Source organism: Bacillus sp. BS3(2021), assembly GCF_021043345.1.
Classification (GTDB): Bacteria; Bacillota; Bacilli; order Bacillales; family Bacillaceae; genus Bacillus; species Bacillus paralicheniformis.
Window position 1 is genome coordinate 107055 of sequence record NZ_JAJNDM010000009.1, and the last position, 26432, is coordinate 133486.

Annotated in this window: 36 protein-coding genes; 10 read left to right on the top strand and 26 right to left on the bottom strand. The window is 43.5% G+C overall.

All coding sequences use genetic code 11. The annotated features are described in order from the left end of the window. Window positions 1-4: 4 nt before the first annotated feature. Together parE and LQ247_RS18320 are read right to left on the bottom strand one after the other, a co-directional pair. Window positions 5-1972 (bottom strand): DNA topoisomerase IV subunit B, encoded by a 1968-nt coding sequence (parE, locus tag LQ247_RS18315; RefSeq protein ID WP_020451614.1) that lies wholly within the window; start codon window positions 1970-1972, stop codon window positions 5-7. A 323-nt stretch (window positions 1973-2295) separates the two neighbouring features. Further along, window positions 2296-2709 (bottom strand): CoA-binding protein, encoded by a 414-nt coding sequence (locus LQ247_RS18320; protein ID WP_075754574.1) that lies wholly within the window; start codon window positions 2707-2709, stop codon window positions 2296-2298. 178 nt (window positions 2710-2887) lie between these two features. On the opposite strand from LQ247_RS18320, the gene plsY reads away from it, so the two are divergent. The 4 genes from plsY (at window position 2888) to LQ247_RS18340 (ending at window position 5959) form a co-directional block, all read left to right on the top strand. Beyond that, a complete protein-coding gene (gene plsY / locus LQ247_RS18325; protein ID WP_105978843.1) occupies window positions 2888-3481 on the top strand; it encodes a glycerol-3-phosphate 1-O-acyltransferase PlsY in 594 nt (197 codons plus the stop codon). Between the two features lie 102 nt (window positions 3482-3583). Further along, window positions 3584-3871, top strand: coding sequence for a HesB/YadR/YfhF family protein (locus tag LQ247_RS18330; protein WP_020451611.1), 288 nt, complete (start codon window positions 3584-3586; stop codon window positions 3869-3871). Window positions 3872-4138: 267 nt separating this feature from the next. Further along, the gene (locus LQ247_RS18335; protein WP_231006379.1) at window positions 4139-5170 is read left to right on the top strand and encodes a YdcF family protein; all 1032 of its coding nucleotides are present in this window, start codon (window positions 4139-4141) and stop codon (window positions 5168-5170) included. A 426-nt stretch (window positions 5171-5596) separates the two neighbouring features. Continuing rightward, the gene (locus LQ247_RS18340) at window positions 5597-5959 is read left to right on the top strand and encodes a YxeA family protein (RefSeq protein WP_020451609.1); all 363 of its coding nucleotides are present in this window, start codon (window positions 5597-5599) and stop codon (window positions 5957-5959) included. A gap of 224 nt (window positions 5960-6183) precedes the next feature. On the opposite strand, the gene LQ247_RS18345 is transcribed toward LQ247_RS18340, so the two are convergent. The 7 genes from LQ247_RS18345 to acnA all read right to left on the bottom strand — a co-directional run bounded on the left by LQ247_RS18345 (window position 6184) and on the right by acnA (window position 10980). Next, a complete protein-coding gene (locus tag LQ247_RS18345; RefSeq protein WP_231006381.1) occupies window positions 6184-6486 on the bottom strand; it encodes a hypothetical protein in 303 nt (100 codons plus the stop codon). Then, the gene (locus tag LQ247_RS18350) at window positions 6486-6902 is read right to left on the bottom strand and encodes a YbgC/FadM family acyl-CoA thioesterase (RefSeq protein ID WP_020451607.1); all 417 of its coding nucleotides are present in this window, start codon (window positions 6900-6902) and stop codon (window positions 6486-6488) included. The genes LQ247_RS18345 and LQ247_RS18350 overlap by 1 nt, the downstream gene beginning before the upstream one ends. A gap of 104 nt (window positions 6903-7006) precedes the next feature. After that, window positions 7007-7243 carry a small acid-soluble spore protein Tlp gene (gene tlp, locus LQ247_RS18355; RefSeq protein WP_095290622.1) on the bottom strand — a complete coding sequence of 79 codons (237 nt, stop codon included), beginning with the start codon at window positions 7241-7243 and terminating at the stop codon, window positions 7007-7009. Window positions 7244-7268: 25 nt separating this feature from the next. Next, window positions 7269-7412, bottom strand: coding sequence for an acid-soluble spore protein N (locus tag LQ247_RS18360; RefSeq protein WP_003182261.1), 144 nt, complete (start codon window positions 7410-7412; stop codon window positions 7269-7271). Window positions 7413-7480: 68 nt separating this feature from the next. Next, window positions 7481-7606, bottom strand: coding sequence for an FbpB family small basic protein (locus tag LQ247_RS18365; RefSeq protein WP_023857590.1), 126 nt, complete (start codon window positions 7604-7606; stop codon window positions 7481-7483). A 71-nt stretch (window positions 7607-7677) separates the two neighbouring features. Next, window positions 7678-8184 carry a redoxin domain-containing protein gene (locus LQ247_RS18370; RefSeq protein WP_231006382.1) on the bottom strand — a complete coding sequence of 169 codons (507 nt, stop codon included), beginning with the start codon at window positions 8182-8184 and terminating at the stop codon, window positions 7678-7680. Window positions 8185-8253: 69 nt separating this feature from the next. Further along, window positions 8254-10980 (bottom strand): aconitate hydratase AcnA, encoded by a 2727-nt coding sequence (acnA, locus tag LQ247_RS18375; protein WP_231006383.1) that lies wholly within the window; start codon window positions 10978-10980, stop codon window positions 8254-8256. A 234-nt stretch (window positions 10981-11214) separates the two neighbouring features. On the opposite strand from acnA, the gene sspO reads away from it, so the two are divergent. The 4 genes from sspO (at window position 11215) to LQ247_RS18395 (ending at window position 12726) form a co-directional block, all read left to right on the top strand. After that, window positions 11215-11361 carry a small acid-soluble spore protein O gene (gene sspO, locus LQ247_RS18380; protein ID WP_020451603.1) on the top strand — a complete coding sequence of 49 codons (147 nt, stop codon included), beginning with the start codon at window positions 11215-11217 and terminating at the stop codon, window positions 11359-11361. Window positions 11362-11402: 41 nt separating this feature from the next. Continuing rightward, window positions 11403-11549, top strand: a complete 147-nt coding sequence (locus LQ247_RS18385; RefSeq protein ID WP_003182250.1) for a small acid-soluble spore protein P — start codon at window positions 11403-11405, stop codon at window positions 11547-11549. A gap of 136 nt (window positions 11550-11685) precedes the next feature. Continuing rightward, window positions 11686-12093: an Hsp20/alpha crystallin family protein gene (locus LQ247_RS18390; RefSeq protein ID WP_020451602.1), complete on the top strand. Its 408-nt coding sequence runs from the start codon at window positions 11686-11688 to the stop codon at window positions 12091-12093. Between the two features lie 204 nt (window positions 12094-12297). Beyond that, the gene (locus LQ247_RS18395; RefSeq protein WP_020451601.1) at window positions 12298-12726 is read left to right on the top strand and encodes a DUF2621 family protein; all 429 of its coding nucleotides are present in this window, start codon (window positions 12298-12300) and stop codon (window positions 12724-12726) included. Window positions 12727-12761: 35 nt separating this feature from the next. On the opposite strand, the gene LQ247_RS18400 is transcribed toward LQ247_RS18395, so the two are convergent. The 3 genes from LQ247_RS18400 to LQ247_RS18410 all read right to left on the bottom strand — a co-directional run bounded on the left by LQ247_RS18400 (window position 12762) and on the right by LQ247_RS18410 (window position 14492). Then, a complete protein-coding gene (locus LQ247_RS18400) occupies window positions 12762-13256 on the bottom strand; it encodes a CcdC family protein (RefSeq protein WP_020451600.1) in 495 nt (164 codons plus the stop codon). Between the two features lie 73 nt (window positions 13257-13329). Further along, on the bottom strand, window positions 13330-13701 hold the full coding sequence (locus LQ247_RS18405; protein WP_231006384.1) for a response regulator: 372 nt from the start codon (window positions 13699-13701) through the stop codon (window positions 13330-13332). Window positions 13702-13784: 83 nt separating this feature from the next. Next, window positions 13785-14492 carry a cytochrome c biogenesis protein CcdA gene (locus LQ247_RS18410; RefSeq protein WP_231006385.1) on the bottom strand — a complete coding sequence of 236 codons (708 nt, stop codon included), beginning with the start codon at window positions 14490-14492 and terminating at the stop codon, window positions 13785-13787. A 242-nt stretch (window positions 14493-14734) separates the two neighbouring features. Here LQ247_RS18410 and LQ247_RS18415 point away from each other — a divergent pair, with 242 nt between their 5' ends. Next, window positions 14735-14896 carry an aspartyl-phosphate phosphatase Spo0E family protein gene (locus LQ247_RS18415; RefSeq protein ID WP_020451597.1) on the top strand — a complete coding sequence of 54 codons (162 nt, stop codon included), beginning with the start codon at window positions 14735-14737 and terminating at the stop codon, window positions 14894-14896. A gap of 80 nt (window positions 14897-14976) precedes the next feature. Here LQ247_RS18415 and LQ247_RS18420 read toward each other — a convergent pair whose 3' ends face one another. From LQ247_RS18420 to yneA, 6 genes are all read right to left on the bottom strand, one after another. Further along, a complete protein-coding gene (locus LQ247_RS18420; protein WP_003182236.1) occupies window positions 14977-15195 on the bottom strand; it encodes a YneF family protein in 219 nt (72 codons plus the stop codon). Between the two features lie 84 nt (window positions 15196-15279). Continuing rightward, window positions 15280-15717 carry a sporulation inhibitor of replication protein SirA gene (sirA, locus tag LQ247_RS18425; RefSeq protein WP_020451596.1) on the bottom strand — a complete coding sequence of 146 codons (438 nt, stop codon included), beginning with the start codon at window positions 15715-15717 and terminating at the stop codon, window positions 15280-15282. 154 nt (window positions 15718-15871) lie between these two features. Then, on the bottom strand, window positions 15872-17875 hold the full coding sequence (gene tkt / locus LQ247_RS18430; protein WP_023857593.1) for a transketolase: 2004 nt from the start codon (window positions 17873-17875) through the stop codon (window positions 15872-15874). Between the two features lie 163 nt (window positions 17876-18038). Further along, entirely contained in the window at window positions 18039-18272 is a 234-nt protein-coding gene (locus tag LQ247_RS18435; RefSeq protein ID WP_020451594.1) for a DUF896 domain-containing protein, read from the bottom strand. 65 nt (window positions 18273-18337) lie between these two features. Further along, window positions 18338-18985 (bottom strand): YneB family resolvase-like protein, encoded by a 648-nt coding sequence (locus LQ247_RS18440; protein ID WP_020451593.1) that lies wholly within the window; start codon window positions 18983-18985, stop codon window positions 18338-18340. An 18-nt stretch (window positions 18986-19003) separates the two neighbouring features. Next, on the bottom strand, window positions 19004-19315 hold the full coding sequence (yneA, locus tag LQ247_RS18445) for a cell division suppressor protein YneA (RefSeq protein WP_020451592.1): 312 nt from the start codon (window positions 19313-19315) through the stop codon (window positions 19004-19006). A 152-nt stretch (window positions 19316-19467) separates the two neighbouring features. On the opposite strand from yneA, the gene lexA reads away from it, so the two are divergent. Beyond that, window positions 19468-20091, top strand: a complete 624-nt coding sequence (gene lexA / locus LQ247_RS18450; protein ID WP_020451591.1) for a transcriptional repressor LexA — start codon at window positions 19468-19470, stop codon at window positions 20089-20091. A gap of 197 nt (window positions 20092-20288) precedes the next feature. On the opposite strand, the gene LQ247_RS18455 is transcribed toward lexA, so the two are convergent. The 8 genes from LQ247_RS18455 to LQ247_RS18490 form a co-directional block, all read right to left on the bottom strand. After that, window positions 20289-20717 (bottom strand): NucA/NucB deoxyribonuclease domain-containing protein, encoded by a 429-nt coding sequence (locus LQ247_RS18455; RefSeq protein WP_269146033.1) that lies wholly within the window; start codon window positions 20715-20717, stop codon window positions 20289-20291. A 291-nt stretch (window positions 20718-21008) separates the two neighbouring features. Next, window positions 21009-21848 carry a thymidylate synthase gene (locus LQ247_RS18460; RefSeq protein ID WP_026579651.1) on the bottom strand — a complete coding sequence of 280 codons (840 nt, stop codon included), beginning with the start codon at window positions 21846-21848 and terminating at the stop codon, window positions 21009-21011. 59 nt (window positions 21849-21907) lie between these two features. Beyond that, on the bottom strand, window positions 21908-22669 hold the full coding sequence (locus tag LQ247_RS18465) for a hypothetical protein (protein ID WP_231006386.1): 762 nt from the start codon (window positions 22667-22669) through the stop codon (window positions 21908-21910). Between the two features lie 89 nt (window positions 22670-22758). Next, a complete protein-coding gene (locus LQ247_RS18470; protein ID WP_020451587.1) occupies window positions 22759-23592 on the bottom strand; it encodes a prohibitin family protein in 834 nt (277 codons plus the stop codon). Next, window positions 23585-23725, bottom strand: coding sequence for a hypothetical protein (locus LQ247_RS18475; protein ID WP_023857597.1), 141 nt, complete (start codon window positions 23723-23725; stop codon window positions 23585-23587). Before LQ247_RS18475 ends, LQ247_RS18470 begins: the two co-directional genes overlap by 8 nt. 310 nt (window positions 23726-24035) lie before the next feature. Then, a complete protein-coding gene (wrbA, locus tag LQ247_RS18480) occupies window positions 24036-24650 on the bottom strand; it encodes an NAD(P)H:quinone oxidoreductase (protein WP_020451586.1) in 615 nt (204 codons plus the stop codon). A 201-nt stretch (window positions 24651-24851) separates the two neighbouring features. After that, a complete protein-coding gene (locus LQ247_RS18485; RefSeq protein ID WP_231006387.1) occupies window positions 24852-25460 on the bottom strand; it encodes a flavin reductase family protein in 609 nt (202 codons plus the stop codon). Between the two features lie 21 nt (window positions 25461-25481). Then, window positions 25482-26420: a ring-cleaving dioxygenase gene (locus LQ247_RS18490; RefSeq protein ID WP_231006388.1), complete on the bottom strand. Its 939-nt coding sequence runs from the start codon at window positions 26418-26420 to the stop codon at window positions 25482-25484. Window positions 26421-26432 lie beyond the last annotated feature (12 nt).

Here is a 26432-nt window from a genome sequence, read left to right on the forward strand (position 1 = left end):
TTATTTAAACCTCCTCAGCGACCGATAAATTCTCGTTTTCTAAAATGTTGCTTTCTTCATCAAGTCCGAAGGCGACGTTTTTCTCAATCCATTTTCTTCTCGGCTCAACTTTGTCGCCCATCAATGTCGTCACGCGCCTTTCCACACGGGCTGCGTCATCGATTTTAACCCTGACAAGCGTTCTTGATTCGGGGTTCATTGTCGTTTCCCAAAGCTGGTCAGCGTTCATTTCGCCGAGACCTTTATAGCGCTGAATCGTATATCCTCTTCCGACTTTTTTGAGGACGTCGTCCATTTCTTCATCAGACCAAGCATATTCAATGATTTCTTTTTTGCCAGACCCTTTGCTGACTTTATAGAGCGGCGGCAACGCGATAAACACTTTTCCGTGCTCGATCAGCGGCTTCATATAGCGGTAGAAAAAAGTCAGGAGCAACACTTGGATATGAGCGCCGTCTGTATCCGCATCTGTCATGATGATGACTTTGTCGTAATTGATGTCCTCAATGTCAAAATCAGCGCCGACCCCTCCGCCGATCGCGTGAATAATCGTATTGATCTCTTCATTTTTAAAAATATCGGCCAGCTTCGCTTTTTCCGTATTGATAACCTTTCCGCGGAGCGGCAGGACAGCCTGGAATTTCCGGTCTCTTCCCTGCTTTGCTGATCCTCCGGCAGAGTCACCCTCCACGAGATACAATTCGTTTTTGGACGGATTCCTTGATTGTGCAGGCGTCAGCTTGCCGGAGAGCGTCGCTTCGGATTTCTTTCTTTTCTTTCCGCTTCTTGCCTCTTCTCTTGCTTTTCTCGCAGCTTCTCTTGCCTGGGAGGCTTTAATCGCTTTTTTGACGAGCAATGTTGCCGTTTCCCTGTTTTCTTCAAGGAAATATGCGAGCTGCTCGGAGACGATCGCATCAACGGCTGATCTTGCTTCACTCGTGCCGAGCTTTCCTTTTGTCTGTCCTTCAAATTGAAGAAGCTCTTCTGGAATCCGGACGGAAACGATGGCTGACAGGCCTTCCCGGATGTCCGTTCCTTCAAGGTTTTTGTCCTTTTCTTTTAAAAGGGCCACCTTTCTCGCATATTCGTTGAATGCTCTTGTCATCGCCGTTTTCGCACCGGACTCATGGGTTCCTCCGTCCTTTGTTCTGACATTATTGACGAATGACAGGATGTTTTCGGAATAGCCGTCATTAAATTGAAACGCGAAGTCCACCTCGATGCCGTTGTGCTCCCCTTCAAATGAGACCACTTCAGAAAGCGCGTCTTTCTCCTCATTTAAATAAGCGACAAAAGCTTCGATTCCGTTTTCGTATAAAAACGTTTCTTTTGTTTGATCGCGTTCATCGATCAATTCGATTTTTAATCCTTTTAACAAAAAGGCTGATTCTCTCAGACGCTCTGAAAGCGTTTCAAAGTTAAAAGTCGTTGTGCTGAACATCGTAGGATCAGGCTTGAAATGAATCAGGGTGCCGGTCTTTTTGGTCGTTCCGATTTTATCAAGGGATGTCACCGGTTTGCCGCCGTTTTCAAAACGCTGCCTGTAAACATTTCCGTCCCGCTCAATTGTGACTGTCAGCCACTCAGACAGGGCGTTTACAACGGATGCACCGACGCCGTGCAGCCCCCCGCTCGTTTTATAGCCGCCTTGGCCGAACTTTCCTCCGGCATGCAGCACTGTCAAAATAATTTCGGGAGTCGGTTTGCCCAGCTTATGCATTCCTGTTGGCATTCCCCGGCCTCTGTCTTGCACCGATATGCTGTTATCTTTATGTATCTTTACTATAATATGATTCCCATGGCCCGCAAGGACTTCATCGACGGAATTATCGACGATTTCATATACGAGATGGTGCAGACCCCGGCTGTCTGTCGAACCGATGTACATACCGGGGCGTTTTCTGACCGCTTCAAGGCCTTCGAGCACCTGTATGGAATCATCATTATAGTCAAATTGCTGTTTCTTAACCAAATGCATAAACCCCTTTCAAAAATCAAACATTGCTTATAAAGAATAATACACACTCTGTCATGTAAAGCAAAGTATTATCCGATTCTTTTCCAATCGCTTCAAGCATTGTCGGGAAAATGTTAAAATGTAAGCCGTTTTTTTGCACAGCCGTCATTTTACACGATTCGTCCCCTGGAGGACAAGGCTTTTCCACCAGCAATTGGAAAATCATTCTTAAAAAAACTGTCCAAGACTTATTGTAGCCGTTTTTCACAGCAATTCGCAAACATATTCTCGCATAAAAAAGACAAAAACCCTTGAATAAACAAGGATTTTTGTCTTTTTTATGCCGATTTTGTTAACGCGTGTGCCACTTTTATACACAAATCCATAATCACCGTATAGCCTTTTTCGCTCAGAAGCCGATAAGCTTCTTCGTTGACAAGCCCCTGCTGCGCCCAAAACACATCTGCGTCTATCTCCAGGAATTCCTTTGCGACATCGGGCAAATGTTCGGATCTTCTGAACACATTGACGATATCGACATGTCCTTCAATGTCTTTTAATGATGCCACAGCCTTGACGCCCAGCGCCTCATCTATGGACGGATTGACAGGGATGATGTCATATCCCGCGTCCTGCATCGCTTTTGATACCATGTACGATGTTCTTTCAGGATTGTCGGACAGGCCGACTACCGCGATTCGTTTACTGTTTTCAAGAATGCTTTTGATTTCCTGTTTAGAAGGGTTTTCCATGGCGATCACTCCTTTTACGTTCAGTTTACACGAAATCAAAGGCGATAAGCAAAATTTTCATATGATTAGGGCGCATTATCTTGTATGATATATACGGTACTTCTAAAGAAAAGCCGTCATGAAAAGCGCCTCTCATGTTAAAATAAAGAGAAGGGATCATCTAAAAAGGAGAAATGAAATGTTAATTGCTTTATTATTTTTTTTAGCCTATCTACTCGGCAGCATTCCGTCCGGCTTAATTGTCGGAAAGGCCGCCAAAGGAATCGACATCAGGGAACACGGCAGCGGCAATCTTGGCGCCACCAATGCATTCCGGACACTTGGGGTGAAAGCCGGCTCCATCGTGGTGGCTGCGGACATTTTGAAAGGGACGCTCGCCGCCTTTCTGCCCACCATCCTCCACATCGGCGTACACCCTTTGTTGGCCGGTGTAGCCGCAGTCATCGGGCATATGTTCCCTGTGTTCGCCAAATTTAAAGGCGGAAAAGCTGTCGCTACTTCCGGAGGCGTATTGCTTTGCTATCAGCCTTTTCTGTTTCTCACAATGATTGCGGTGTTCTTTCTGTTTTTGTATATCACAAAATATGTATCGCTTTCTTCCATTTTAACCGGCTTGTATACAACGGTTTACAGCCTGTTTACGAAAGATCTTTTATTGGTGGCAGTCGTCGCCTTTCTAACGGCGTTTGTCGTATACAGACACAGGACGAACATTAAACGCATTATGGATAAAACCGAGCCCAAAATCAAGTGGATGTCCGGCAAAAAATGAGCCTATCCGAAAAACATTATATTTTCATGATCGGACAAAATCGTTATATACTATAAATAGATTCAGCATGCTTTGAAACAAATGATGAAGGAGTGCTTGCCCGTGAATTTGAAAATTAATGAAGAGGCGCTTAAATGGTATAAGGACGAGCTTGATTTAAAAGAAGGAGATCAGGTTCGTTTCTTTGTCCGCTACGGAGGCTGCAGCAATGTTCAAAAAGGCTTCTCCCTTGGGGTTTCAAAAGATGAGCCGCAGCAAATCGGTGTGAGCGCTGAAAAAGACGGCATTACGTTTTTCGTTGAAGAAAGCGATGTATGGTATTTCGACGGCCATGATCTGCTTGTCACCTATAACGAATCTTCGGAAGAGCCTGTTTTTGAATATCAGTAAAAAAGAGCATTTTATAAAGCTTGCAGAGAAACTCTTGTTTTTCTGCAAGTTTTTTTATTTTTCATCTTAATTAAAGTACCGAAAAAAACCTTCCAACACATAGACTGGCTCGCCTGAGTGTGCGGCAGCTGCACACCGTACGCTGCGTACACCTCCCGAATAACCGAGTGAGTATAGATTCTGTATATCTAAAATGCAGTTCGTCTAAAATAAAGCGGCAAGGATTTTCCCATATTATACAGAGTCATTGATATCGAGGTGTTTGACATGGTTTACGGTGTGATAACCTTTATTTTGCTAGCTGTTTTTCTGATCTTTTATTTAACGGACCGAAGAAGGATCATCAACGGTTTTTTATTCAATCTATTTTTTTGTTCATTTCTTGTTCTATCCTACTATCTGGCATACGTTGTCGGAATCGGTTTTTTCAGACTGTTCGTCATTGTACCGCTGCTGATCTTTTTCTTTATCCTAACGTTTGGTCTATTTGCTTTAATGATCGGGTTATTTCTGAATGCGAGAATTCTTATCAAAAGAGAAGGACGGCGATTGTCTAATTGTTTGACTTTAATTTCCGGGTTAGGCATTATCATATTTTTCCTATTATCCGTGATTGACCCCGCTCGTTTTTTATCGCCAAATGTTCAGCCATTGTTTGCGGGATCATCGCTTATTACGGTCTATTTCTTTTTTCATTTAACAAATTTCTTAACAGCTTATTTTCTATATCAATTTAACAGACCGAAGCTTAATCAGGATTACATCATCGTTCTCGGGAGTGGATTAATTAACGATACAGTACCCCCGCTTTTAGCAAGCAGGATCAATAAGGCTGTCGATTTTTATTGGAAACAGACAGCTGTTGCTTCTCCGCCTAAAATCATTTTCTCCGGCGGGCAAGGACCTGATGAAAATCTTTCTGAAGCCGAAGCTATGCAAAGATATGCTATAAAAAAAGGGATACCTGGAGAGCACACTTTGAAAGAAGACCGTTCTGTAAATACATATCAAAATATGCTTTTCTCCAAACAACTGATGGACTCATTAACAGACGGCAAATATAACAGCATCTTCACAACAAACAATTTCCATCTGTTCCGTGCCAGCCTATATGCAAAACGAGCAGGCTTGAAAAGCGATGGCATCGGTTCAAAAACCGCTTTTTATTATTGGCCGAACGCCATGATCCGTGAATATATCGCTATTGTGGTGATGAATCGTAAACGGCATAGCATTGTCGTGGGAACTATATTGGGTATTTCTATCCTTTTGACCGCATTTAATTTTTTCATTGATTAAAAAATGGCAGTCTCAATTGATTATGATGGGTATTTTCGAAGGACATCTTCACCAAAAAGGTGTCTTTTTGCTTGGAAAATATAATTTCACTGCACTGATGCTTCAAATATCTTTTTAATAGTCAGCATAACAGCGATTGATAGAATGGAAAACGATTTTCCCCCTATTTCGCAAAAACCTCCCCTTCTTTTATCTGCAACAAGCCACAACTGAAAAGTGATTTTCTCAAATGCTAAAGCCTCAATTTACCCTTATCAGATCTAATGGTGAACAGATTCTTTTTTCTCAATGCTTCTCCCTGCTTCAAGTAGCTGTTTTTTTGGTGCGCTTGGACTTTAAATGCTTACAACAGTGAAAGGAATATGTAAGATAAATCAATGGTTTCGTTTGGAGGTTTTATATATGATGGGTTCGAGGTGATAAAAGATGAAATGGTTTTTAGGGATTTTAACGGTAGGACTGATGATTTTGGCCGGGGGCTATTTTTTATATTCCGGATATTATTCAACGGAAGATTATTACGTCAAAATTACAACAGATCCAAAAGTCGTTAAAGAAAAAACAAGTGATGGATACACATATATAAATTATAACTATGATGTTACGGGTTATGATAAAGATGGAAAACCCAAAAACCTAAAACTCTCTTCTCAGGAAAAAATGCAGAAAGGTCAGTATTATATTATTCATTGGGAAGACAGAAGGGAAATCATATCCAGCAAAGAAAAAGCAAGCGAGAAGCAAATAGATCAGGACATCATGCACAAATTAAACAATCAAAGTCAATGAGACGCTTACTCTGCTCCCTAAAACTTCTTGTTTTAGGGAGATTTTTATGAAAAATAAAATGACTGCGGCCTTATCAAGGCATGAAAAACACTAAGGTACGACATCATTGAAACTAAAGATATCGTTCCGACTTTTTCTCCTTCAATGTTTGCTCATCAGGATGAAACAAGCAAGGACGATGCTTGCTTGTTTCAAGGGTATCCGGGTTTCTCTAAAACACCGGATTATTCGAGCCTGAAACGCTTGATATGGCCTGAGAGCTTTTCTTGTTTTAAAATCTCGATCTGCTTCTCTCCCAATAAATCAAAGTGAGGAAATTTGCTTCTTTTATGGATCCACTCTTTTTTCAGTCCGTACTGTTTGCCCCACTCTGCAAGCTTATCAATGTTGCCGCATCCGGCTTTTGTCACGGTATTGACATCCGGATACCTGTCATCGAGCCAGTAATGCGTGAGGAACGCAACTTCGCCGTTTAAAACGGCGCGCTTCCATTCGTTCAGCTCGTTTCTTTTAATACCGAATGCCATTACTTTTTGGCCTCTTCATAAGCTTCATGCCACTTTGGATAAAGCTTACGGAACTGAACCGGTTTGAAGCTGTCCCCGTCAACGCAAATATGGGACGATGTGGCCTTCACAGCGGTTTCACCAGCGGAATTGAAGATTTCATACCCATATACCGTTTTAAAGCCGTTATATTCTTCAATCCATGTATGTACCGTCGCGGTTTCACCGTAGCGAAGAGGTTTAACGTAGCGGACATTGATATCCACGACAGGCGACAGGATGCCGTCTTTCTCCATTTCGGCGTAAGAGAAGCCGAGTTCTTTAATTAAAGCCGTCCGTCCAACCTCCATCCAAATCAAATAATTGGCGTGATAGACGACGCCCATTTGGTCTGTTTCGGCATAGCGGACTTCTATTTCTTTTTTTGAGACGTACAAATTCCTCTACTCCCTTTTCACAATATATATAATCCAATCTTAGCATATAGAATGGGCAAAAACACGACAGACGGCTTCATGCAAAAAAACCAGGTCGCCCTGGTTTATTGATGATATCCGTTTTCGCGGTCTTCCGCCTCGTCATGGATTTCATTGCGCATCGCCTCAACGCTTTCATTTCGGCGTTGATTTTTTTCGCGGATCTGCTCCTGTTCCGCCTGGTTGGCAAAAGACAGCTGCTCCTCAGACTCCTCGATATTTTCGATTGTGTTCTGCACCATGTCTTGAAGCTTCTCCACGTTGTCTGATCTGTCATCCGGATGATGTTTTTGGTGTGTCATGCGGGTCTCTGCCTCCTTTTCTTCTTTACTCGCCTTTTGTCTGCATAATGATCGGCGTTTCTCCTGATTTATCATGCATCTTTTTTCCTTTGTTGCGCTTATATTCTACCGGTTTTGTCCCAAGATGGCTCGGGGCAAATTTAGACTGTTTGTCATGTTCCCTCGGCATGTCTATCCCTCCTTTTCAGCATTAGGATTCTCAAAAAGGAGCGTAAACATGAATCGATTTTTAAAAAGTCACTTCAGCTTAAATTTCTCTTCAAGCTTATCTTCCAGCCGATCAAGAAACTCCTGGTTGGTCATGAGCTCCTTTTTGTTTTCCAAGACAAGTTCTTCAAATGTCCGCCTTTTCGTTTTTTTCATGTTGAATCACCTCCAGCTTGTTTTCATTTTCACCATTTTTTGGGCGATATAAGCAAAAAAGCCGGGATTTTTTATAATCCCAGCTTTTCTTCCATATTCTTTTTCGACATCGTCCCAAGGACGATATCCTGAATCTTTCCGTTTTCATCAATAATAAATGTTGTCGGATACGAAAAAATCTCGTATTTCGCATTGATGCCCGTTCGATCTAAGACGATAGGGAAATGTAAACCGTGCCTTTCGGCAAACGTTTTGACCGACTCTTCGTTTTTCTCGGAAGAGGTAAAGTTGACGGCCAAAACGGCAATGTCCTGATTTTCGTTTTGGAGTTCTTCCATTGCAGGCATTTCTATTTCACACGGTTTACACCAGGTGGCCCAAAAATTCAACAGCACTTTTTTTCCTTTAAAGTCTGATAAAGATACATCGTTTCCATCCTTTAAAGACGGAAGCGTAAAATCAGGCGCCTTGTCTCCTTTCGCAATGCCGATTTCGGCTTCCTTTTGCCCTGTGAAGTTCCATACCGCAAGACCGGCCAAAACGAAAAGAAACGCGGCAGCCAGCAATTTTTTCATCATCGGCATCCTCCAATTCAGGATCACGCTGAAAAAAGAAGAGAAAGCTAAAGGCTTTCTCTCCTCATTCAATTACTGTTTCATTTTATTGCGGAGCACCATTTGCAGGATTCCGCCGTGACGGTAATAATCGATTTCCACTTCGCTGTCAAAGCGTACAACAGCTTCAAACGACTTGACTGTGCCGTCTTCGGCAATCGCCTTGACTTGAACGAGATCGCGCGGGCGAACCGTCTCACTCACGTCAACTTCAATCGTTTCTTTCCCGGTCAAACCGAGCGTTTCAGCGTTTTCTCCCTCTTTAAATTGAAGCGGAAGAACGCCCATCAGCACAAGGTTGCTTCTGTGAATTCTTTCAAAGCTTTCTGCAATGACGGTTTTGATGCCGAGCAGATTTGTTCCTTTTGCCGCCCAGTCGCGGGAAGAACCCATTCCGTAGTCTTTTCCGGCAATGACGACCAGACCTGTGCCGCCTTCTTTATACTTCATGCAGGCATCGTAGATGGACATTACTTCTCCGGTCGGCCAATACGTTGTATAACCGCCTTCTGTACCCGGAGCGATCTGGTTTTTGATTCTGATGTTGGCGAATGTTCCCCTCATCATGACTTCATGGTTTCCGCGTCTTGAACCATATGAGTTGAAGTCTCTAGGAGAAACGCCTTTTTCCTGCAGATATTTTCCGGCTGGCGTGTCTTTGCCGATCGCTCCCGCAGGAGAAATATGGTCTGTCGTGACAGAATCTCCGAATTTGCCGACAATGCGCAAGCCTTTAAGCGGTTCAACCGTACCAGGCTCAACTGACATGTTTTCAAAGAACGGCGGGTTTTGAATGTAAGTGGATTCTTCATCCCATTTATACAGGGCTTCATCCGTTGTTTCAATCGCATTCCAGCGTTCATTGTCATCAAACACGCGCTCATATTCTTTTCTGAACAACTCAGGAGTAACGGTTTGCTTCACGACGGAGTTGATTTCGTCCATCGTCGGCCAAATATCGTTGAAGTATACGTTTTGACCGTCTTTTCCGACGCCGATCGGTTCGTTTTTCAGGTCAATATCTACCGTGCCCGCCAATGCATAGGCTACGACAAGCGGCGGAGACGCCAGGTAGTTTCCTTTGACAAGCGGATGAATCCGGCCTTCAAAGTTACGGTTTCCGGAAAGGACAGACGTAATCAGCAGGTCATTTTCGGCAACCGCTTTTTCGATTTCAGGCGCAAGCGGTCCGGAGTTCCCGATACATGTCGTACAGCCGTATCCGACGATGTTAAATCCAAGCTCGCGCATATATGGAAGCAGGCCTGAATTGACTAAGTAGCCTGTTACGACTTTTGAACCCGGAGCCAGGGATGTTTTCACATAGTTCGGTACTTTCAATCCCAGTTCAACCGCTTTTTTAGCGACAAGGCCCGCACCGATTAAGACATAAGGGTTTGATGTATTTGTGCAGCTGGTGATCGCCGCAATCGCGATCGCACCCGTTTTCATGACGGCTTCTTCGCCGTTTTCAAGCTTAAATTTGATTTCTTTGTCAGCCTCACTCGCGTTTAAACCGAATCCCTGGTTCCCTGCAGGGCTTGCCAAATGCTTGTGGAATGTCTCTTTCATGTCAGTCAGCGGAATGAGATCCTGAGGACGCTTCGGACCTGAAAGATTCGCTTCAACTTTTGACAAGTCAATTTCAACGATATCGGTAAATACGGGATCTTCCTGATCAGGCGTGTAGAACAATCCGTTTTGACGGCAATATTCTTTCACCACATTGATATGTTCTTCATCACGGCCTGTTAAACGCATGTATTCCAATGCTTCCTCATCAACAGGGAAGAAACCGCAAGTCGCGCCGTATTCAGGAGCCATATTTGCGATTGTCGCACGGTCTGCAAGCGGAAGTTCTGCAACACCCGGTCCGAAGAATTCGACGAACTTTCCGACCACGCCTTTTTTACGCAGCACCTGTGTTACTTTAAGCGCCAAGTCCGTCGCCGTCGTGCCGTTCGGCAGCTTTCCGACAAGCTTCGCTCCGATTACTTCAGGTACAGGGAAATATGAAGGCTGGCCGAGCATGCCCGCTTCAGCTTCAATTCCGCCGACGCCCCAGCCGAGAACGCCGATTCCGTTGATCATCGTTGTATGGGAGTCAGTACCGACAAGCGTGTCAGGATAAGCGACAATCTCGCCGTCTTCTTCCACAGCATGGACAACGTTTGCCAAATACTCAAGGTTCACCTGGTGAACAATACCTGTAGCAGGGGGAACAGCCTGATAGTTATTAAACGCTTTCTTAGCCCAGCTTAAAAATTTGTAACGCTCTGCATTTCGTTGGAATTCAAGGTCCATATTAATTGTCAATGCATCTTCCGTACCCGCTTTGTCAACTTGTACGGAGTGGTCGATGACAAGGTCTACCGGTATTTCAGGATTGATTTTATCCGGATCTCCGCCGACTGAAGCCATCGCTTTTCTTAATGAAGCAAGGTCTACAACGGCTGGAACGCCGGTAAAGTCCTGCAAAATAACGCGGGATGGTTTGAAAGGAACGTCAATATCCTTTAATTCGGCAGTGCCCCATTTTGCCAAGTTTTCAACGTGTTCCTTTGTAATGACTCTCCCGTCTACTTGACGAAGAACGGATTCGAGCAAAACTTTAATGGAATAAGGCAGTTTTGATACGTTTCCGATTCCTTGATCCTCTAATGCTTTTAAAGAATAATAGCTGTACGTTTTGCCTTGTACTGTAAACGTTTTTCTTGATTGAAAAGCGTCTTTTTTTGCGACTTGTTGCTGATTCGCCATTTCTCCAAAATCCCCCTTTAAAGATCAAGATCATACGCCAGAAAAATCGGCATATTTCACCACAATTTTCTCACAATTTAATCTTAAAACAATTTTAAACATAAGTAAATATCAATGTTTTTATTAAATTCAATAAGAATGCCTTATATAAGGAAAAAAGTTTATTTTACTGGAAATACATTTTTTTATACAATACACCCGCTAAGGCTATACTACAGTCTGAGGTGATCGAAATTGGCCAAACGAAAAGCAAATCATGTAATCAATGGAATGAACAATGCTAAACGCCAAGGAAACGGCGCGGGATATATTGAAGATGACCAGCATATTCTCACTGAGGCGGAACGCCAAAACAACAAAAAACGGAAGACCAATCAATAAATATTAAAAATCCTTCATGAATGGCTTAGGAGGTTAAGACATTGACAAATAAAAACGACGGCAAAGATATGCGCAAAAACGCACCGAAAGGAGCTCAGCCTGGGCAGCCAGAGCCTTTGAGCGGAAGCAAAAAAGTTAAAAACCGGAACCATACGAGACAAAAACATAATTCCAGTCACGATATGTAACATTTTCCGCGTCTTTCACGGCGCGGTTTTTTACTTTACCTCTCTGGCGATGCAACCCCCTTCGAATCGCCTCCTTCACATGAATTCACAGCTGTGCATAATCTAACGGTAAGGCTAGGTATGGAGGAATGATCAAATGACAAATACAAAACGTTTCGATTCCGCAGATTTTGATAAAGAATGGATGAAACAGTTTGTTGACGACCCTTTTCTCCTCTATGATGAGACTTTTCCGATCGACCTTTATGAAACGAGCACTGAATATATAATCGAAGCAGATTTAAGCCGCTTGAATGCCCGGCACCTTGACATGACGTTTTCCGGCTACGATTTCAAGCTTGCGGTTAAAACCGATGAACAGCATTACGAAAAATCGCTGATGCTTCCTTTCTTTTTGAATGACAAACAGATCGAAGCGGAATGCGAGAACAGCATTCTTGCAGTTAAAATCAATAAGGAAGCAAGCCAAGATGAAGTTTCGCTTTCATTTCATATTCCTTTTATATCATACATGCACAACAAGCAGAACCCGGACAGCGCGTAAAACACTTTGCCATCCGGGTTTTTTCCGTTCGTTCGTCAAATATCCGCTAGCAATTCTCTATGGCCGATTAGGGAATTGCTATACAATAGATTATGTTCTAGCACCTCTTTTGATCAGGCCGGTGTCCCATTTTATATTATTTTTTCTATGTTCTTCTAAAACGCCTTCATGTAAAATAGGTTATAGACAAAGGAGTGATGAGAGATGCTGGAAGGATGGTTTTTATGGCTGATGCTCGCTTGGATCGTCATCATGATCGTCCTCTTGTCAATCGGCGGTTTTTTCATGTTTCGCAAATTTTTAAAAAGGCTGCCTAAAGAAGATGGGAAATCTGAGCTGGACTGGCAGGATTATTATATTGAACAGACAAGGCATTTGTGGAATGAAGAAGAAAAAGAACTGCTTGAAGAATTAGTTTCTCCCGTACCCGAACTGTTTCGCGATGTAGCAAAAGCGAAAATCGCCGGAAAGATCGGAGAACTCGCATTAAAGGAAAAAGCAGGTGCAATCGACCGGGATTTAATCGTCAGAGGCTATATTATGGCCACACCGAAAAAAGACCATAAGTTCCTCGTAAAGCGTTTAAAAGAAAAGAACATTGATCACTCTTCCTATCAAGAGCTTTTTAAATAAACAAAACCTTTCCTGAAAGAAGGAAAGGTTTTGTTTTAATTGACCTGTATGTGATTTGACGCTTCAATCTGGCTTGAAAGCTTTCTGAACGATAAAAACATGGCAATCCGCCAAGGAACGATCATCCCGAAAGCCAGAATCCAAAACATTCCGCTCAGTGCGCCGTAATCGATCGTTGTGCTTAATATGCTCTTCATCGCGATCCGGATGACGAGCAGCGCAATTAAAATAAACACAAACGATTTGGAGCGTTTAATATAGATTTTATCATCGCGGATTTCAAATTTTGAGGTTTTAATTAAGAAAATAGAAAAGATCATGCCCACTGTGAGAGCTTCCAAAAATTCGGCACCGGTCACGTGGAACATCGGAAATAAAAACATGAGAGCACCGGTGCTCATAAAAATCGGAGGCAGTATAATTTTTTTGGCCGTAGCCGGTTTTTCAGATGACTTGATTCTGACAGCCATGACAATGACGGCCATCACGACGGCAAGTATAGATGAAACGACGATCATCATACATATCATCCCTTTTTCTAAAGCTAATTTCTCTACTTGTTACTATACTCCAAAACGAAGAAAAAAACCATGTTCAGGTTTTTCAGGTGCAAGGATTTCCCAGCACGTGGCGAATCGCTTCGACGACTTTCGTCTCCTCGAAAGGCTTGACGATAAAGTCCTTGGCTCCGGCTTCGATCACTTCAACAACGATTCGCTTTTGCCGCATGGCCGTACACATGATCACTTTCACCTTCGGGTTCAGCTGGATCATGTCCTTTAAAGCTTCAATCCCGTTTTTCACAGGCATTGTAATATCCATGATAACCAAGTCCGGCTGCAGCTCTTGATAAAGCAAAACAGCTTCTTCCCCGTTCCCGGCTTCACCCGCGACTTGCAAGTCTTCTGTTTCAAGTATTTCTCTGATTTTATCTCTCATAAATTTTGCATCATCAACAATTAAAACCCTTGTCATACTCCCCTCCAACATCATTATTCAATTTTGCTGTGAATAAGTCCTATTATAACAAAAAACCAAGGCGGTCCTTAGCCAGGTATCTAAAAGCCTCTGAAATCGCCGAACAGGCCTGACAGTACGATAATGATTTTCGTCATCCAGTCAAAGAACAGCAGGATTCCGACTGCAATCATTGCAATTCCGCCGACCTTCATGATGATGAGCTGATGCTTCCGAAGCCATTTCATCTTTGTCATGAAAAAAGACAGGAGCAGAAACGGCAGGCTGAATCCGAGCGCATAAAGCACCATATAAGGCACAGCCGACATCGGGTTCGTTCCGGCGAGTGTGATGACCGCTGCAAGAATCGGACCGGTGCAGGGCGTCCAGCCGGCGGCAAATGCCATTCCGATTCCGACAGAACCGAGCAGGCCGCCGGGCCTGTTTTTAAAATGGAGGCGCCTTTCTTTCATTAAAAATTCAGGCTTAAAAACCCCCAGTGTGACAAATCCAAAAAAGATGATGAATACCGCGCCAAGCTGCCTGATGAGCTGATGATAATCCTTAAAAAAGGACCCGACAAGCGATGTGCTGTAGCCGAGAGCCACAAAGATCATCGAAAAGCCAATCAGGAAAAAGATCGTATGTATCAGGCTCCTTTTTTGAAACATAAGTCTGTCAGAATGGATTTCACTCATGCTGACACCTGTAATATATGATAAAAAAGCGGGATACAGCGGCAGGCAGCATGGCGAAATAAACGATAGAAACCCTGCACCGAAAGCGAGAATATAGTTGATATCAGCCATCTCTTTCTCCCTTCTATTTTTTGGAATACTATGAAAGAAAATCATTTGATATGACAATTACATTTCAATTTCCTAACATATCACAAAAAAGGATGTTGGTTTCACGAATTTCTTTATATAATCAATTTTGACAATTTACCCTTATCACCTTCAGAATTGAAAAGGAACCTATATATGGATATAATAACATTTAGTAGGCAACAAAAAGATGATTTTTACAGAAGAAAGGATAAATTCCTGTGATGAAAGAAAATCTGCTTCATGAAATTGAGGAAAAAAGAAAAGAGCTGCTAAAAATCGTCATGACAAACGGCATGACTTCACATATCACCATTCAGCACAGCCAGCAGCTGGATATCCTTCTTTTGGAATACCAAAAACTATCTCTCGGACATACACAATAATCATAGATCAAAATAAAAAACCCGGAAGCGGGTTTTTTATTTTATAACCATGTTCCTTCTATGTCATAATCGCATTCGTATTATTTCGTTTGATTTTCCATGGCTTTCATCATTTGATTAATTTTCTTCTGGGATGGTTTCATACCCATCTGCATCATCATCATGCGCAGCATTTGTTCATTAATTGGCGGATTTTTTTTCAAATAGTTCATCATATATTTACGAGCAATAAAAAATCCGAGTGCAACACCTGCGAGCAATGCTAAAACGCCCACTAGGATGACAACCCATAAATCCATTTAATTTCCTCCTTCATGTTGTCTCGTATAAAGTGTACTAAACCAAACGCTATTATACAACATTTACAGTCCAAATTCTTTTTTTTATACAAAATTTCTTTCTTTCACAGGGTTCAGCCAGCCGTAACGTTTCATATTAAAATCCATCGCAAGGAAACACGGACTTACTTTCCGCAAAACCTCAAAGAATACCGTTTCGGCATCGAATGGACCCTTCGCCAAAATCTCAATATGTCGGTCTTTGATAATAAAAGAAGCGCTTCCTTTTGGAACAATCAATCTGTATACATAGTCAACTTGTGTATAGTCTTCCCGGCAGAGGTTCATTTTCATTCTTTTGTGTATATGGGCTGCGGGAATCGGTTTTGTAATGAACTCGATCTGCTTGGCGGCTAATGGAGACTTTTGATCGGGGCTCGTCCAATGATAATCGTAAAACAGCTTGAACATGACAGACTCTCTTCCAAAATAATGGCTGGCAAATTCCTCTTCTATCAAATACGTATAATAATGGCGTTCCATCACTGTCTCATCCCCCTGTATCGAAGAATATATGCTTTCTATTATACAAAAGGGGGTTAGAAATAATTGTCTGATGATGATAAAAGAAGCGACTAATTTTGTCGAAATGAAAAAAAGAGAATGATCCGCAGATCATTCTCTTTCATATGCCCGATTAGCGATTTAACAGTTTTTTCACCCGGTCAACTACATTCGCAGGCGTAAAACCGTATTCTTTCATGATCGTTTCGCCGGGAGCTGAAGCACCGAAATGGTCGATTCCGAGAATGTCCCCGTCAGTGCCGGTATATCTCTCCCATCCGAGCGGTGATCCCATTTCAATTGCGAGACGCTTTGTCACATCAGTTGGAAGAACAGCGTTTTTATATTCGGCCGGCTGCTTGTCGAAACGATCCCAAGACGGAACGCTGACAACGGATACGTCAATGCCTTCTTTTTTCAACTCGCTTTGTGCGTCAAGCGCAAGGCCAACTTCAGATCCGCTCGCAAGCAAGATCGCTTGCGGTTTTTCGTTTTGGCTTTTCGAAACGACATATCCACCTTTTTCAACGCCTTCATAAGCTGCTTCAGGAGACTGATCGATTGTCGGCAAGTTTTGACGTGTCAACACAAGCGCAGTCGGCTGACTTTTTGATTGAAGCGCCAGTTTCCAGGCTGCTGCTGTTTCATTTCCGTCTGCAGGTCTGATGACGGACAAGTTCGGCAGCGCACGAAGTGATGCCAGCTGTTCAATCGGCTCATGAGTCGGTCCGTCTTCTCCGACGGCAATGCTGTCATGTGTAAACACATATGTGACAGGAAGCCCCATTAATGCAGCAAGACGGATCGCAGGTCTCAGATAGTCGGAGAAAACGAAGAACGTTCCGCCGAATACGCGAAGGCCACCGTGGAGAGCCATTCCGTTCAAAGCTGCTCCCATCGCAAATTCACGTACACCGAACCAGATATTTCTGCCGGCGTAATCTCTCGCTGAAAAATCTCCGCCGTTTTTGATTGTCGTTTTGTTGGAGCCGGCCAAGTCAGCGGATCCGCCAAAGAAGAACGGCACTTGTTGTGCGATTCCGTTTAATACTTCCCCTGAGGATGCACGCGAAGCAAGGCTGCTTCCTTTCTCATACGCAGGTACTTTCTGATCCCAACCTTCAGGAAGCTCGCCCTTCATCGCAAGTTCAAGCTCTTCGGCAAGTTCCGGGTGGGCTTTCTTGTATGCGGAGAACAGCTCGTTCCATTCCGCCTCTTTTTTCTTGCCCGCTTCTTTCACTGTTTCGTTAAAGTGTTCGTACACTTCAGAAGGGACATGAAAATCTTCTTCGTATGTCCACTCATACGCTTCCTTCGTTAATTTCGCCTCTTCTGAGCCAAGCGGAGCACCGTGAACGCCGGATGTTCCCGCGCGGTTTGGAGAGCCGAAACCGATCGTTGTTTTCACTTCAATTAATGTCGGCTGCTTTTCATTTTGTTTCGCTTTCTCGACGGCCGCCGTAATCTCGGCAATGTTATTGCCGTCTTCAACATAAAGCACTTCCCAATTCATCGCTTCAAAACGCTGCTTCACATTTTCAGAGAATGAGCGGTTTAATTCACCGTCAAGCGAAATGTCATTTGAATCATAAAGCACGATGAGACGGCCGAGTTTCAAATGTCCCGCAAGCGAAGCCGCTTCCGATGAAATTCCCTCCATCAAGTCTCCGTCACCGCAAATGCTGTATGTATAATGATCAACGACGCGATAGTCGTCACGGTTGTAAGTTTCCGCAAGGTGACGTTCAGCAAGCGCCATTCCGACAGCCATTCCGATTCCTTGGCCAAGCGGGCCTGTCGTCGCATCTACACCCGGAGTATGTCCGAATTCCGGATGTCCAGGCGTTTTGCTTCCCCATTGGCGGAAATTCTTGAGGTCTTCAATTGAAACGTCATATCCGCTTAAGTGAAGCATGCTGTACAGAAGCATTGATCCGTGTCCGGCGGACAGCACAAAACGGTCCCTGTTAAACCAATTCGGATTTTCAGGGCTGACATTCATCATTTTTGTCCAAAGCGCATAAGCCATCGGAGCAGTCCCCATCGGCATGCCGGGGTGACCGGATTTAGCTTTTTCAATCGCGTCTATGGAGAGTGTTCGTATTGTTGCGACAGATTTTAATTCAATCGTTTTCATTATGATCCCCTTCCTGTATGGACTCTACTTTCTTATCATAAATCTACCCATCGGTTTTCACAACCATTTCAGCTCAAAAGCAGTGAAAAATGACGAATCTTTGCCTTCATTTTAAATTGTAGTATATACAAAAAGGGAATACGATATCGGCGTATTCCCCAAATTAATGCAATCGGCGGTTTCTTTTTTCCTGTTTGAGCTTTTCAGGCGTCACATCATTACCTTCAGGATCAACAATCGTCACAGTTTTCAACGTGTTTTTCATAGACGCGCGGACGCCTTGAAGATATTCCTGGCGAAGCTTCTGCTGTTCTGCTTTTTCTTCGTCTGTTAAAGATCCGCTCTTTGCTTTTTTGGCAAGCTCGTTAATTCTGGCTATTTTTTCATTAGAAATCATAAGATACTCCTTTGATTCGGTATATATCCATCATACTACTAAATCCGCTTTCGTTTGACAACAGATTAGTCTGCAAGGCCGTCCTTATACTCCTGGTAGCGGCGGTGAACGGTTGCTTTTGAAATGCTGTATCCGAACCCTCTCAACACGGCTGCAATCTCCGCAAACGTCAGCTTGTTCTCCCTGAGCCTGACGATTTCTGAAAGAGGCGCTTCGATCCGCTCTCTCCCGCCGCCTTCATTGCGGTGTTTCAGATTCCTCTCCGGGCGGTAGCCGTTTTCGACCGCCTTCTTCATTCCCCGCTTAATTTTCAGGTTATGTATTTTCCGCTGGTATTCTTCGACAATGCCGACAATCTCCAAAACCATCGAATCCGCTTCGGAAAGCTCAAGTTTTCCCCGGTGAGCCAGCGTGTAGATTTGAACGCCTTCTTTATATAAACAGTGAAGAAGGGCAATTTTGGCATTCCCTCTTCCAAGTCGCGTATCATCCTGTATTAAAACTGCGTCAATGTCTGATGTTTTGATTTCCTCGAGCAGATCGAAGACGCCGTCGCGGTCCATCTCATATCCGCTCGCCTGTTCGGAAATGACGTTCACGACGTTCATCCCGTGCTCGGCGGCAAGCGACTGGAGCTCTTCAGCCTGCCGTTTTAATGAGGTTTCCTGCTGCTCCTTCGCAGTGCTTACCCTGGTGTAAATAATCGCATTCATGGAAATCCCCTCAATCATTTATTCTACAACTGCAAGCTGATATTGATCGGAGTGCTGTTTGGCTACCGGCAGGACCAAAACATCGCCCGGTTTAATAACGGAGGTCGGCAGATTGTTTTTATCGGCGACCCATTCGATGAATTTTTGTTTGTCAGCGGGTTTTCCGCCTTTGATCCGGTCGGCCAGCTCCCACAATGTATCGCCTTCCTGCACTTCTATTTTAACATATTGCTTTCTTTCTTCGATTTTACCGGCAAAAGACACAAACAGAATACAGCAGCTGATCACAGCAGTAAACAGACTGACAAAAATCAATGATTCTCTTTTCATATCCATCACCCCAGAATGTTTGTTCGGTTTTATGATTTCAGTATACATACGAACAAATGTTTCTGTCAATCGTTTTTTTTCGAACCTATGTTTGTACTCAAAGGAAAAACATGCTATAATCTAGCTAAAATCGACGTTTTGAGGTGCAAAAAATGACGAAGCTATCAAAAAGACAACTTGATATTTTGCGTTTCATTAAAGAAGAAGTGAAACGCAAAGGCTATCCGCCTTCCGTCAGGGAGATCGGAGAAGCGGTCGGCCTGGCGTCAAGTTCAACGGTACACGGCCACTTGGCAAGGCTTGAAACGAAGGGATTGATCAGAAGGGATCCGACGAAGCCGAGAGCGATCGAAATTCTCGATACAGAGGAAGAAATTCACATTCCGAAAAACCAGGTTGTCAATGTCCCGGTCATCGGAAAGGTGACGGCCGGTACGCCGATTACCGCAGTCGAAAACATTGAGGAATACTTTCCGCTTCCAGACCGCCTGGCGCCGCCGGATGAGCATGTCTTTATGCTGGAGATCATGGGCGAAAGCATGATCGATGCCGGAATTCTTGATCAGGATTATGTGATAGTCAAACAGCAGAACACCGCAAACAACGGAGATATCGTCGTTGCGATGACCGAAGACGACGAAGCGACTGTTAAGCGGTTTTTCAAGGAAGAAACCCATATCCGCCTTCAGCCGGAAAACCCGACGATGGAACCGATCATCCTCCAGAATGTGACGATTCTCGGAAAAGTCATTGGCGTATTCCGCACGGTTCATTAAAAAACGGACTCATCAGCAAAACCGCCGGTCGGCGGTTTTTTTTCGCACGAAAAAACAGGCCCACATCCAGACGGAATGAAGGATGCGAGCCTGAAACAGAGGGATTGATCATATGCTTACATTACCATTATCCCCCAAACGAGTTTTCTTGTCAACAAAAATGTTTCCTTGAGGAAACATTTTTCATTGTCTCCCTTTTATCGAACGATAAACAAAATTCTCGTCCCGTCAGCGTAATCGCTCAGCCTGTTCCCGACCCAGGAGCCGGCTCCGCGGTTATCCGATGAGCTGACATATCTGACCGACGCTCCTTTTCCTCCTTCTTCACACATGGCCATCGGCCATTCGTCACGGTCAAAGCCCGGCTTAGTCGGAATCCCTTTTAATGATTCCTGACGGCGCTTATCCGCTCCAGATCTTTCAATTGTGCAGACATCTGAATGGCCCGCTTTGATCGCATCGCTTATATGAGCATCGGTTTCAGGATAGCGCGATGCCGGAAAATACAATACGTCATCATACCTTGCAACGCCTTCGGCATGCTGAGGAGAATATGCAGCCCCTCCCGAAAGCCCAAGCAGCACCAATGCGGAAAACAGCAGATGAATCGCCCATTTTTTGATCATGACAAAAACAACCTCCTCTTGTATATGCTGGTGTCACTAACAGATTAAGAGAGAATTGTTTTTGCTTTTCGGGCTCTTTGTGAAAAAGACGTTTAGATTGTGTAAATAAACGTAAGTTAAATGCTCGGGTCATACCCGTGAAACTGCCTGTGCTTTTTGCGTCCGCTCTAAACGTATACACGGCTGCCGTCAGGAAACATGCGGCAGCCGGATATGCAAATTTTTTCATCGTTGTATTTTTTAAAAATGATTCATTCACACAACAAAAAAACAGGCGGAAAATCCGCCTGTTTATACGGCAACTTCAAATGTCAGCTTGTCGCCGTGCTTATAGTCAATTAATTTAAAATCATCGATTGTAAAGTCATAAAAGTTTTTGATGTCCGGGTTGATCCACAGCTTCGGCGCTTCATATTGCTCGCGTTTCATCTGAATGTTTAAATTATCGATGTGACGGGTATAAATGTGACAGTCGCCGATATTGAAGATGTATTCGCCCAGTTCATAACCGAGGACTTGGGCGATCATGCGCTGCAAGACGTTATATTGGAACACATTGAACGGGTTGCCAAGCGCCATGTCATTGCTTCTCGCTCTTACTTCCAAAGAGAGCTTTCCTTCTTTCACATACCATTGCGTCTCATAGACGCAGGGCGTCAAAGCCATGCCGTCCAAGTCATCGGGATTCCACAGCATGGTCAAATGCCTGCGTGAAGACGGATTATGCTTTAACTGATGGAGCAAATAATCCACTTGATCGGCTTTCTGCCCGTTAACCGTTCTGTTTTTCTTCGCTAATTGATAGCCGTAGGCTGCTCCGATTGTGCCGTCTTCAAGCCGCCATTGATCCCAAATATGAACCCCCATATCGTTCAGAACTTGGACATCATTGGATTTCAGCTGCCAGATCCAAAGCAGCTCTTTGATGGCCGTTTTCCACGCCACCTTCTTCGTCGTCAAAATCGGCACTTCCGAATTGTCAAACCGCATTTTTTCGCTCATGATGCTCAGCGTATGAGCCGGCGTTCCGTCTGAATCCCACTTCGTCCGGACCTGATATTCTTCATCGGAGATCCCTGATTCAATAATTTTTTGAATGATTGCATTGTATTGCTGGTCATAATGGCTCATCTTATCCTCTCCTCTTTCCACATGATATGTATAAAATGAGTTTTTTTCAAGGTTTAAGATCATGCGCGGGTTTGATAGATCTCCAACGCTTTCTTGATAACATTTTTATCGTATCCGGTGACATCATGGATTTTCTCAGTCCAGCCTTCGATTGTGTCCGGCTTCGCTTCTCTGTATAATCCTTTGCTCGTGCTAAGATATATGTCCCAGCCGCTGAATTCCCAATGCGCAATTTCATGTTGAAACGGAATTCTGCATTCCAGTAATGGCGCAGGCTTCAATGCCGCTTGCGAGTATTCAGCCGCCTCCCAAAAAACGGACATGTCAACAGGCTCTGTAGAGTAGACTTGAGTTGACACCTTTCCGTTCGGCCGATGGTAAAGGACCTTAACTCCGCCGGTTGTCGGCTTGACTTGAATTTGTGCTGCCGGGAAAAAACCTTCCAGCTTTTCACTGGTATAATCTTCACATTCGCAGTCGATCAGAATCGGCTGCAGCCATTGGTCTCCCAGATCACATAAAAAGCGCCGTCCTCTTTCATCAAGCGCGATGACTGCGGCATGCGCGCGTTCTGTTTTGAACGAACGGCCGATCGGAAAAGCTTCCACTCCGTCTTTTGTAAACTCGTCCAGCAGCCAAATCGAAAGGTCAAAGCAATTGCCGGCAATGCCGTACTCTTGGTGGTGTTCCTTCATCATTGAGACGTTCCGCTGTTTCTGATCCCCTCCCTGATGATAAAACCATGCCTTTGTCAGCGTTTCCATCGGAAAAGCGTCGAATCTTCTCCACGTACGGAGAATGGCATCCGGAGCAAACATCATCTTCCCCCCCTGTCCAGAAGCGATTGTTAACACTATTATATACGGGCGACCGAGACGAAAAAAATCCCTTAGCAAGGGATTTTTTCGTTTTATTTTCCTTTCTCATCAGTCGGAATCTGGATCAGGGAATTCGATCCTGTCGCTTTAGGCATTTTTCCGTCCCATTTTTGGATCCATTGATACTTGATCATTTCATCTGACATCGATTTTTTAATAATTTCATTATACTCGGCAATACCTTGGGCTTCGATCTTTTTCTTTTTCGCTTCCGCTTCGGCGATCTTCAGCTCTGTCTGCGTTCTTTCCAGTTCCTGCGAAGACTTCACGCGCGCGTCAATCGCTTCCTGGGTCGCTTTATCAGGCTTTGGCACACCGAGTGTTAAATCGTCAATGACAAAGCCGAGCCCCTTCATATCATCTGCAAATGTTTTTTGGATTTCTGCGGCGGCATCAGATGATTTTTGTCCGTATGTATCAATGACGGAGTATTTGGAAATCGACTTTCTTGCAGCGTCCCACAGCCTTGTTTTCAAGTAGCTGTTTTCGATTGATTCAATATCGACCGCTCCGAATTTATTAAACAATTCTACGACTTTATCAGGCTGAACGACATAGTTGTAGGCGATGTCCATTGAGATGTTTTTGCCGTCAGAAGTAGCCACTTGAATATCCTGATTGTTTACAGTCTGCATCCGCACCGGATATCTTGTGACTTTGTCAAACAGTCCGACTAAATGCCAGCCTTGATCAAGCGTTTCCGATTTCACCCCGCCATTCGGAGAATAAACGACGCCGACATATCCGTTCGGAATTTTCTCGATGAACAAGGAAGCTGTGAATCCTCCGATAATTAAAGCAACAGCGACAATGATTCCGCCGAGCAGCGTTTTGTTTTTATTCTTCTTTGGTTGTTTTTCATTCATCTTTGTCATCCTCCAGCGTTTTCTTTATTTTGCTCGCCCCGCTTCCGACTTTTTTAAAAAGCGGGCTTAACATAAGCCATACGCCAAACCCTATAATGGATAGCAATATGATCGAACCAATCATGACTTTCACTTTTGTTTCACCCCTTTTGCATTTGTTGATTGATCGTATGACTAAATAAAATCATTTCACTTATGTTTACGTTCATATGAACTTAAAGTTTCATTTTTTTAAAATGTAATAGAAAAAATTTTATCATTGCAGTTGCGAAATCAATGGCATCGTTAAAGGATATGTCGGATATCTTACTCTTTATGCCGCGTATATCATGGTGTGTTCGCAGTCAAATGAAGACGAAGCGGCATGCCGAACCAACTATCAGCTGGGCACATACTAAAAAAAGAGCCAAATGATTGGCTCTTTTAAAAATATTAAATTTCAATTATTGTTGATTGCCCTTTTTAACCCATTCAGCTACTGTCACTGTGCGTTTAGCTTGATGTTTCACTGCAGCTTCCACGTCTTCAATCATCTTCCCGTTTTGATCGACTGTAACACTCGTTCCATATGGATTTCCGCCAGCCCCGAAGAGGACAGGATCAGTGTATCCCGGAGAAGCAATAATAGCTCCCCAGTGCATCATTGAAGTATATAAGGACAAGATTGTTGCTTCTTGACCACCATGTGGATTTTGAGCGGAGGACATTGCGCTTACAACCTTATTTACTGTCTTTCCGTTTGCCCAAAGTCCGCCTTGTGTATCAAGAAACTGTTTCATTTGGGATGCCATATTGCCAAAGCGTGTTGGTGTACTGAATATAATAGCATCTGCCCACTCTATATCTTCTGAGGATACGACTGGAATGTCCTTTGTTGCATCAACAGTGGATTTCCACACTTCATTTCCCTCAATGGCTGATTGCGGAGCCAATTCTTGTACTTTTAAAACTCTGACTTCAGCACCTGCTTCTTCTGCACCTTCTGCAGCCCATTTGGCTAATTGATAGTTTGTTCCGCCCATACTATAAAAAACTACAGCTAATTTTACATTTGACATATGATCCAGCTCCTTTGATTTTCTAAATAGTTTGTCTAAAAATCCCATGTTTTCACACCTGCTTTTTTGTTTTCTTTTCGGCAAACCTTTTAAGAACCACCCCCTTGAAGTGTTTCGCTGCCATTATTATTCCTTGCTAGAATAAACTTAAAACATTTCAATTTAATAAATCTCAATTTCGAGATATTATGGATGGTTATATTACTTCGGTCTTTTTCTGGTGAAGATTTCGCCAATCTTTGCGTAATCATGCCCGGCTAAACGACTGATGGCGCCGAGGCCTCTTGGATCGATTTTTCCATTTTCATAGATGCCGCTTTCGATATGATATTGAACGACTCTGCCTATCATGAAATCGCATCCGTCAGAGTGCTTATCTCCCAACTCTAATGAATACTCCAGAACACATTCCATACGCACTTTTGCTTCTTTCACGCCCGGCACCGAGACTTTCACACTTTCAACGGGGGTTAACTCCGCTAACTGAACTTCACTTTGACTTGGTGGTAGGCTGGCGGCCGTTAAATTCATTTTTTCAACGTTTTGTTCATCAACGATATGGACCACAAATTCTTTGCTGTTCAAAATGTTTCTCGCTGTATCCTTTTGGCTCCCTGCAAAACGTTGAATAGAAAGGGAGATCATCGGAGGATTTGAAGATACAATATTAAAGTAGCTAAAAGGAGCTCCGTTTAAGACGCCCTCCTCTGATAAACTTGTAACAAATGCAACAGGTCTCGGTATAATACTCCCGATTAAAAACTTGTAGTTCTCTCTTTCTGTTTTTGTATTGGGATCAATGGACAGCATCGAATCACTTCCTTACAAAAATTAATCCAGCGCCTTCACTGTTACAGGAATTAATCTTCTTTCTAACTGCTCTCTGTAGTGTTCATACTGGGCTGGCAGCATTAACTGTTCTCCCATTGTTTCATATGATTCATCATGGGCGAATCCTGGTGGATCTGTTGCAATTTCAAATAAGATTTCCCCGTGTTCTCTGAAATAAATCGCGTTAAAATAATTTCTGTCTTGCACAGGTGTAACACGGTATCCGTTTTCCGCAACATATTTTTGCCATTCCAATTGATCATTGTCATCAATGGCTCTCCAGGCAATATGGTGAACTGTACCCGTCCCCATTTGTCCGCTTCCTATAGTTGTTAATTTCAAATCAATTATATTTCCTATGTCACCAGCAGAACGAAAACGTACAAAATCTCCTTCTTCTCCGACTTTTTCAAGTCCCATGACCTTTACTAATAATTCAGCCGTTTTTTCGGGTTGTTTGGATAACAGTGTTGCTCCGCCAAATCCTTTGATTGCATTGTCCGGTGTTATTTCCCCTACTTTCCAGCTGTTCTTTTCCCCTTGTTCTCTTTCGACAATTTCCAGATGAAGACCATGAGGATCATCGAACTCCAAGTATTCCTCTCCAAAACGGTTCATTTTTGTATAAGGCACATTGAATTTTGCTAATCTGTTTTCCCAAAAAGCCATTGCGCCTTTAGGAACGACGTAAGAAGTCACTCCCACTTGACCATCTCCAATGACTCCTCGACGGGCACCTGCCCAAGGAAAGAATGTAATAATCGTTCCCGGTTTCCCGCCTTCATTGCCAAAATAGAGGTGGTATGTTCCCGGATCATCAAAATTAACGGTTTTTTTCACTAAACGTAAACCAAGAACGCCAGCGTAAAAATCCACGTTCTCTTGCGGATGGCCGACAATCGCTGTAATGTGATGGATTCCGCTTGTTTTCTTTTTCATTCCACTTCACTC

Excerpts from the sequence above, each read along its gene's own strand:
- LQ247_RS18460 (WP_026579651.1), bottom strand. The coding sequence starts at position 21,848 with ATGAGCCATTATGACCAGCAATACAATGCAATCATTCAAAAAATTATT.
- tkt (WP_023857593.1), bottom strand. The coding sequence starts at position 17,875 with ATGAAAACGATTGAATTAAAATCTGTCGCAACAATACGAACACTCTCC.
- LQ247_RS18490 (WP_231006388.1), bottom strand. The coding sequence starts at position 26,420 with ATGAAAAAGAAAACAAGCGGAATCCATCACATTACAGCGATTGTCGGC.
- LQ247_RS18440 (WP_020451593.1), bottom strand. The coding sequence starts at position 18,985 with ATGAATGCGATTATTTACACCAGGGTAAGCACTGCGAAGGAGCAGCAG.
- LQ247_RS18395 (WP_020451601.1), top strand. The coding sequence starts at position 12,298 with ATGCTGGAAGGATGGTTTTTATGGCTGATGCTCGCTTGGATCGTCATC.
- LQ247_RS18405 (WP_231006384.1), bottom strand. The coding sequence starts at position 13,701 with ATGACAAGGGTTTTAATTGTTGATGATGCAAAATTTATGAGAGATAAA.
- LQ247_RS18410 (WP_231006385.1), bottom strand. The coding sequence starts at position 14,492 with ATGGCTGATATCAACTATATTCTCGCTTTCGGTGCAGGGTTTCTATCG.
- wrbA (WP_020451586.1), bottom strand. The coding sequence starts at position 24,650 with ATGTCAAATGTAAAATTAGCTGTAGTTTTTTATAGTATGGGCGGAACA.
- LQ247_RS18365 (WP_023857590.1), bottom strand. The coding sequence starts at position 7,606 with ATGAAAAAAACGAAAAGGCGGACATTTGAAGAACTTGTCTTGGAAAAC.
- LQ247_RS18465 (WP_231006386.1), bottom strand. The coding sequence starts at position 22,669 with ATGATGTTTGCTCCGGATGCCATTCTCCGTACGTGGAGAAGATTCGAC.
- LQ247_RS18470 (WP_020451587.1), bottom strand. The coding sequence starts at position 23,592 with ATGAATGAAAAACAACCAAAGAAGAATAAAAACAAAACGCTGCTCGGC.
- LQ247_RS18345 (WP_231006381.1), bottom strand. The coding sequence starts at position 6,486 with ATGGCATTCGGTATTAAAAGAAACGAGCTGAACGAATGGAAGCGCGCC.
- LQ247_RS18415 (WP_020451597.1), top strand. The coding sequence starts at position 14,735 with ATGAAAGAAAATCTGCTTCATGAAATTGAGGAAAAAAGAAAAGAGCTG.
- LQ247_RS18340 (WP_020451609.1), top strand. The coding sequence starts at position 5,597 with ATGAAATGGTTTTTAGGGATTTTAACGGTAGGACTGATGATTTTGGCC.
- yneA (WP_020451592.1), bottom strand. The coding sequence starts at position 19,315 with ATGAAAAGAGAATCATTGATTTTTGTCAGTCTGTTTACTGCTGTGATC.
- LQ247_RS18370 (WP_231006382.1), bottom strand. The coding sequence starts at position 8,184 with ATGATGAAAAAATTGCTGGCTGCCGCGTTTCTTTTCGTTTTGGCCGGT.
- LQ247_RS18435 (WP_020451594.1), bottom strand. The coding sequence starts at position 18,272 with ATGATTTCTAATGAAAAAATAGCCAGAATTAACGAGCTTGCCAAAAAA.
- lexA (WP_020451591.1), top strand. The coding sequence starts at position 19,468 with ATGACGAAGCTATCAAAAAGACAACTTGATATTTTGCGTTTCATTAAA.
- sirA (WP_020451596.1), bottom strand. The coding sequence starts at position 15,717 with ATGGAACGCCATTATTATACGTATTTGATAGAAGAGGAATTTGCCAGC.
- plsY (WP_105978843.1), top strand. The coding sequence starts at position 2,888 with ATGTTAATTGCTTTATTATTTTTTTTAGCCTATCTACTCGGCAGCATT.
- LQ247_RS18335 (WP_231006379.1), top strand. The coding sequence starts at position 4,139 with ATGGTTTACGGTGTGATAACCTTTATTTTGCTAGCTGTTTTTCTGATC.
- acnA (WP_231006383.1), bottom strand. The coding sequence starts at position 10,980 with ATGGCGAATCAGCAACAAGTCGCAAAAAAAGACGCTTTTCAATCAAGA.
- LQ247_RS18400 (WP_020451600.1), bottom strand. The coding sequence starts at position 13,256 with ATGATATGTATGATGATCGTCGTTTCATCTATACTTGCCGTCGTGATG.
- LQ247_RS18320 (WP_075754574.1), bottom strand. The coding sequence starts at position 2,709 with ATGGAAAACCCTTCTAAACAGGAAATCAAAAGCATTCTTGAAAACAGT.
- LQ247_RS18420 (WP_003182236.1), bottom strand. The coding sequence starts at position 15,195 with ATGGATTTATGGGTTGTCATCCTAGTGGGCGTTTTAGCATTGCTCGCA.
- LQ247_RS18360 (WP_003182261.1), bottom strand. The coding sequence starts at position 7,412 with ATGCCGAGGGAACATGACAAACAGTCTAAATTTGCCCCGAGCCATCTT.
- LQ247_RS18455 (WP_269146033.1), bottom strand. The coding sequence starts at position 20,717 with ATGATCAAAAAATGGGCGATTCATCTGCTGTTTTCCGCATTGGTGCTG.
- LQ247_RS18390 (WP_020451602.1), top strand. The coding sequence starts at position 11,686 with ATGACAAATACAAAACGTTTCGATTCCGCAGATTTTGATAAAGAATGG.
- LQ247_RS18485 (WP_231006387.1), bottom strand. The coding sequence starts at position 25,460 with ATGCTGTCCATTGATCCCAATACAAAAACAGAAAGAGAGAACTACAAG.
- tlp (WP_095290622.1), bottom strand. The coding sequence starts at position 7,243 with ATGACACACCAAAAACATCATCCGGATGACAGATCAGACAACGTGGAG.